We start from the raw sequence: 6,012 nt of genomic DNA, 5'->3' as shown, positions 1-6,012 counted from the left end.
ACTGATTGGTTTTGTCTATACCGTTTTTAAAACCACACTGCTAATCGAATTGATCGGCGCAGCATTGAGTTTCATCGTTTTTATACAGGATTATTCCCTGTTCAGGGCCATCGGTGTCAGTCTGTTCCATTCCGTTGCCTCTTTTAATAATGCCGGATTTGACATTTTTGGTGGCGGACAGAGCATGGTTCCCTATACGGATAATATTTTTCTGAATATCATTACCTGTGTCCTCATCTTTTTCGGCGGCATCGGTTTCCTTGTTATTCAAGAATTATGGCAAAAGAAATGTCAATGGAAGAAACTGTCCATGCATACCAAAGTCGTCTTATCGGTCAGTCTGGCTTTGATCATCATCGGTACTTTATTGATCAAATTAACAGAACCCGTTTCATGGTTATGTGCGCTGTTTCACAGTGTTTCCACCCGAACAGCCGGTTTTGCCTCACGTCCTATCGGTGATTTCGGTGCTCCTGCATTACTTGTGATGATCGTGCTGATGTTTATCGGTGCTTCTTCGGGATCAACAGGCGGCGGCATCAAGACGAGCACCTTTTTTGTCTTGATCCGGGGGATTTTTTCAGCAGCCACCAATCAGTCGGAAAAGGCCTTTCATTATTCTATTCCGAAAGATGTCTTCAAAAAAGCTGCTGTTATTTCCATTCTGGCGGCAGGTGTCGTCATCACATCCACCTACATTCTGATGATCCTGGAACCGCAGGTGGATCTGCTGGATGCATTATTCGAAATGACCAGCGCCTTTTCAACTGCCGGATTATCAACTGGTATTTCATCCGATCTGCATCTTCCTGCCAAAATACTTTCAATCATGATGATGTTTACCGGAAGACTCGGACCACTGACCATTGCCTCTTTATGGTATTTTTCACGTGGAGAACTCGCACTTTATCCTGACGGCAATATTGTTGTCGGATAACGTCAGACCAATATTTCAACAGACAGGAGATAAAAATGTTAAGTTTAAAAAATAATTCATATTGTTCCAAGAACTCCAAAAATAAAAACATGACTTACGGTATCGTGGGTCTCGGCCGTTTCGGTTCGGCACTGGCCATGGATCTGGCTTCAGCCGGAGCAGAGATCGTTGTAATGGATAAAAACGAGGAAAGGGTCCGAACCCTGCGTGAAATGACTGAACATGCCTACGTTGTTGCAAATCTGGACAAAAAAACGCTCATTGAAACCGGTATCCAGAACTGTGATGTCGCCATCGTCTGCATTGCCGAACATCTGGATACATCCATACTGACGACTCTCAACCTTGTCTCACTGGGTATTCCAAGAGTCATTGCCAAAGCAGCAACCGCAGAGCATGGGGTTATTCTTGAGAAACTGGGAGCGGAAGTTGTGTTTCCTGAACGTGATATGGCCATCCGCCTTGCAAGCCGCCTTGAAAATTCACATAATCTCGATATAGTTCAATTGAGCGAACAGATTAATATATCCAAAACAATTGTGGCAAATGAGGCAATCGGGTTAAGTGTCAGAGATATCAACCTCAGAGAACGCTTTGGCCTGAATATCATTGCCATTCAAAGTGGCGATATCGTTATCAATCTTATAACACCGGATTATAGATTCAAAGAAGGGGATATTCTCTTTGTTTCCGGATCCAAAGAAGGTATTTTCAAACTCAATCGGTGGCTCAACAGTTAAGATGCTTTTCTGATGCATTTGCCCTATATACTTATATTATAAAGCCATGATTTGATGGCAAATCCGATGCAAAATCGGAAGATAAATGCCTGCACTCAAAAATGGCATCAGACAGGAGGAATAAACCATGATACGCATTTTGATCGTAGAAGATGAGAAGCCTATTTCCAATCTGATCAGATTGAGTCTAACAAAAGCAGGCTATCACTGTACCTGCGTTTATGACGGCAATGCAGCTGTCGATAAATTAGACCGAGAGATATTTGATTTGATCTTGCTGGATATCATGCTGCCCGGTGCCAACGGATTTGAACTGATGGATTATATCAGACCTCTGGGGATTCCTGTTATTTTTCTCACCGCTGTCAATTCGGTGAATAACCGTGTCCGCGGTCTGAAAATGGGCGCAGAGGATTATATTATCAAGCCATTTGAAATTGTGGAATTGCTGGCCCGGGATTTTAATCGGATGACAGATACTATTGAAGACAATATGCACCAAATGGCAGATGCCATGAAACGGCAGGAAGAATTTATGGGAAGCTTTGCCCATGAATTAAAGACGCCGATGACATCCATCATCGGCTATGCAGACTTGATGCGCAGCCAGGCCCTTGATGAAGAAGAGCAGCAGGAAGCAGCAGAATACATTTTCTCCGAGGGACGAAGATTGGAAAGTCTGTCACTTAAATTGCTGGATCTGCTGGTTCTTAAGAAAAAGGATTTTGAACTTCGTCCGACAAATCTGCAGACCATGATTGAAGGCGCCGTACACACAGCACTTCCATCCATGGCGGACAAAAATATCAGCTTAAAAGGGCGTTATGATAACGGATTTTGCCTGATGGAGTCTGATCTTGTAAAGTCCCTGATCATTAATCTCATTGACAATGCCAAAAAGGCCATAGACGACAGCGGAAACATTCTGGTAGTTGGACGACTGACAGAAGAAGGGTGTCTGATTACCGTGGCCGATACAGGGCGCGGTATGAAGCCGGAGGAACTGTCCCGCATTACAGAAGCCTTTTACCGGGTAGACAAATCCCGTTCCAGGGCTCAGGGCGGTGCCGGACTCGGTTTGGCTCTGTGTCAGGCAATCGCTGAACTGCATCACGGTCAGCTTATTTTTGAGAGTACACCGGGAAAAGGCACAGTGGTTAAAGCTATTTTAAACGGAGGTCGGACAAAATGCGAATAAAAAAGAATTATCTGCCACTGCTTGCCATAACCCTTGCTGTGATTATTTTGTGTTTTATGCTCCATCTGCTTTATTTCAATTTTACGATACTGAATGGACCGAGAAAAGAGTAGAGAAATCCGCCAATGTCTCCGGATTAAATATTGACAGTATGTCTCTAAGCGAAAAAATCCAGCTCATCTATAATCTGGACACCATCGAAGCGGCATTAAACGGCGAAACGGATACATCGCTTGAAGTCGCTGTGTTGAGCCGTGGTTACAAACTGACAAAGGAAGAAGCCTGGAGCAATATCATCACTGAATTCATGAAACTTGCAGATGGACTGGAAACACTGATGCCTGAATTCTATAAATACATCGCATCTATACAGGACTACAATGATGCCATGAAATATACGGATTCAGATGCCATTCTACCTATCCTGGTCACGGATCAGAACGGTAATTCAACCATCCTATGGGTGATGGCTTTTCAGATGGATAGTTATTTTGCTGCCGAACAGCCAAGTGACGGCTATCCTATGCCATTTGCACAGCTCTACTATGATGAAAGCAGTGGCTATCTGTTGGGCATGGAAATCTATGATCTGGATATGAGTCAATTAGAAGACTTTGAATTAAATATTCTTCAGGATGCAAATGAAGAAACCACTGAACTTCCTCTTGAGCAGCGTATTGCCGGATATTTTCTGAAGCGCTACGCAAACTATGTGGGATGGGACAACAGCCGGAATCAGATGGATTGGTCCTATATGGATTATTATGCGTCGTTGGAAATTTCCAATGGCAATGAGGCTCTTGATCTGAAGTGTTATGTTTTTATTGAAGATTGTATCGATGCAGAGGACCACTTCATGCTGAACATTAAACTGAATCGGGAATTCTAAATTCCTATGCACTAAAAAGCATCGCCGGGTTTTACTCGGCGATGCTCTGCATATATGGCTTTAAAGCGGACAGTACAAGAGTATACGTCATCCTGGCCATACTCTCAGGTGTATCTTCAAAATCATGCTTCATCCAGCTAATGATCAAACCTATACATCCTGCAATGCAGAATCCATTGACACTCTCAAGGGTTCGCTCATCCAATTGTTCCAAATAAGGCTTCAGATACTTCATACAATGACTTAAAATAATCTGTTCAATCTGACGCATAAAGGCAACATCCCCATGCGGGCCAAGCAAAGCCGATGCAATCTCTCTATTGTCAGCAATAAATGCAAACAACTCTGTAATATAAGGCATTGTTTCTTCCATTCTCAATCGCTGGTCATTATTAACAATTTCCAGAATCTCGTTCTTCAGATCATTCTCTGTCTGTTCAAGTAAGTCATAGATATCCGTATAATGAAGATAAAATGTAGAGCGATTGATATCAACTTCCTCCACAAGCTCCTTAACGGTAATCTCCTTTATCGTCTTTTCCTTTAATAATTTAGCCAATCCGCGCCTCAGTTGGGCTTTGGTCTTTCTGATGCGGCGATCTGTCTTTTCAGCCATCATTTGTTCCTCCATTTATCTATTTATATGTCCAATTTGTAACTGTTCAGAGTCAAGCAAAATTTCAAAAAGCAGGTATAAAATGCTTGCATTTTTAAGACTGTTTTTGAAATTTTATTTGGCGGATACGCCACACCGACGAAATGCGCAGCATTTTGGAGGTTAGCTCTGAACAGTTACTCTAATTAAATGTATATAAATCAACATTATATCTATTAAACTATACAATAATTATTAAAAATTATCAAGTCTTGAATTAAAATTTGCCAGGTAAATCTCGCTGTGGTATCATATAAATAAAAAAGATGTATGCATTCATCGCAGAAAGGATGATTTATATGGGAAAATACCAAAGAGTTTTTCTGATCGTATTGGATTCTCTCGGTATCGGTGCCATGCCGGACGCCAAACGTTTCGGCGACACCGGTGCTGATACGCTTGGCCATATCAGTGATACCGTTGCCCATCTGAATATACCCAATTTACAAAAACTTGGATTGGCCAATCTGCACCCCCTCAAACAGGTACCTGCTGTTGAACATCCCATGGCTTGTTGTGCCCGACTGTTTGAGAAAAGCAACGGCAAAGACACAATGACAGGGCACTGGGAGATGATGGGCATTGAAACAAAGAAGCCCTTTAAAACCTTCACTGAACACGGCTTTCCGCCAGACCTGATCGCTGCCCTGGAAGAAAAAACCGGCCATAAAGTCATTGGCAATAAAAGTGCCAGTGGTACCGTTATTCTTGATGAACTGGGTGAAGAGGAAATTGCAACGGGTCATATGATCGTTTATACTTCTGCGGACTCTGTAATGCAGATATGCGGCAATGAAGAAACTTTTGATCTGAAAGAACTTTATCGATGCTGCGAAATAGCCAGAGAATTAACGTTAAAAGATGAATGGCGTGTCGGCCGTGTCATTGCCAGACCTTATGTCGGCAAAAAACGCGGTGAATTTGTCCGCACAAGCAATCGCCATGATTATGCCTTAAAACCGACAGGATTGACGGCCTTAAATGCCCTAAAAGATGCCGGTTACAGTTGTATTTCCGTTGGAAAGATCTATGACATCTTTGACAGTGAGGGATTGACTGAATCCAACAAATCCCAAAGTTCCGTTCATGGCATGGAACAGACAATCGATATTGCCGGTAGAGTTTTTAATGGATTATGCTTTACAAATCTGGTAGATTTTGATGCCCTTTGGGGGCATCGCCGTAATCCAATTGGTTATGGTGAAGAAATTGAACGTTTTGACGTTAAGCTTGGTGAATTACTTAATGTTTTACGTAAGGATGACCTTTTGATTCTGACAGCGGATCACGGCAATGATCCTACCTATACAGGTACTGATCATACACGTGAAACCGTACCGATGATCGCCTATTCACCATCTATGAAGGCATCAGGTATTCTTAAGGAGCGAGACGCATTTCACAATTTTGCTGTCCTTGGGGCAACCATCACTGAGAACTTCGGAGTAAATATGCCAGAAGGATCAATCGGTGAATCTATCCTGGATTTACTGCAATAAAAAAAGACATAAAAAGGGCGGCCTATAAGAATTAGAAGAGCTTGGTATGCGGCCGCCCGAAATATGTAACACCTACATTGTATCAGCTAATGGC

Annotated in this window: 7 protein-coding genes and 1 pseudogene; 7 read left to right on the top strand and 1 reads right to left on the bottom strand. The window is 42.5% G+C overall.

Going from position 1 to position 6,012, the window contains the following annotated elements:
* The 6 genes and pseudogenes from WMO25_RS13650 to WMO25_RS13625 form a co-directional block, all read left to right on the top strand.
* Positions 1–937, top strand: a 937-nt coding sequence (locus tag WMO25_RS13650; RefSeq protein ID WP_349085757.1) for a potassium transporter TrkG, incomplete at its 5' end; no start/stop codon positions are given.
* A gap of 35 nt (positions 938–972) precedes the next feature.
* On the top strand, positions 973–1,677 hold the full coding sequence (locus WMO25_RS13645; protein WP_349085756.1) for a potassium channel family protein: 705 nt from the start codon (positions 973–975) through the stop codon (positions 1,675–1,677).
* A gap of 127 nt (positions 1,678–1,804) precedes the next feature.
* A pseudogene (locus tag WMO25_RS13640) lies at positions 1,805–2,134 on the top strand (response regulator transcription factor); the annotation flags it as partial.
* Between the two features lie 12 nt (positions 2,135–2,146).
* Positions 2,147–2,875 carry a sensor histidine kinase gene (locus tag WMO25_RS13635; protein ID WP_349085758.1) on the top strand — a complete coding sequence of 243 codons (729 nt, stop codon included), beginning with the start codon at positions 2,147–2,149 and terminating at the stop codon, positions 2,873–2,875.
* The gene (locus tag WMO25_RS13630; RefSeq protein ID WP_349085754.1) at positions 2,866–2,988 is read left to right on the top strand and encodes a hypothetical protein; all 123 of its coding nucleotides are present in this window, start codon (positions 2,866–2,868) and stop codon (positions 2,986–2,988) included. Before WMO25_RS13635 ends, WMO25_RS13630 begins: the two co-directional genes overlap by 10 nt.
* Positions 2,989–3,026: 38 nt before the next feature.
* Positions 3,027–3,764: a hypothetical protein gene (locus WMO25_RS13625; RefSeq protein WP_349085753.1), complete on the top strand. Its 738-nt coding sequence runs from the start codon at positions 3,027–3,029 to the stop codon at positions 3,762–3,764.
* 31 nt (positions 3,765–3,795) lie between these two features.
* Here the strand turns inward: WMO25_RS13625 and WMO25_RS13620 are convergent, their stop codons facing one another.
* The gene (locus tag WMO25_RS13620; RefSeq protein WP_270249354.1) at positions 3,796–4,383 is read right to left on the bottom strand and encodes a TetR/AcrR family transcriptional regulator; all 588 of its coding nucleotides are present in this window, start codon (positions 4,381–4,383) and stop codon (positions 3,796–3,798) included.
* A gap of 335 nt (positions 4,384–4,718) precedes the next feature.
* On the opposite strand from WMO25_RS13620, the gene WMO25_RS13615 reads away from it, so the two are divergent.
* Positions 4,719–5,918, top strand: a complete 1,200-nt coding sequence (locus WMO25_RS13615) for a phosphopentomutase (protein ID WP_349085752.1) — start codon at positions 4,719–4,721, stop codon at positions 5,916–5,918.
* Positions 5,919–6,012 lie beyond the last annotated feature (94 nt).

It is taken from the genome of Coprococcus intestinihominis (assembly GCF_040096555.1).
In the GTDB taxonomy this organism is placed as follows: Bacteria; Bacillota; Clostridia; order Lachnospirales; family Lachnospiraceae; genus Coprococcus_A; species Coprococcus_A intestinihominis.
This window is presented reverse-complemented; position numbering and strand designations above follow the sequence as displayed.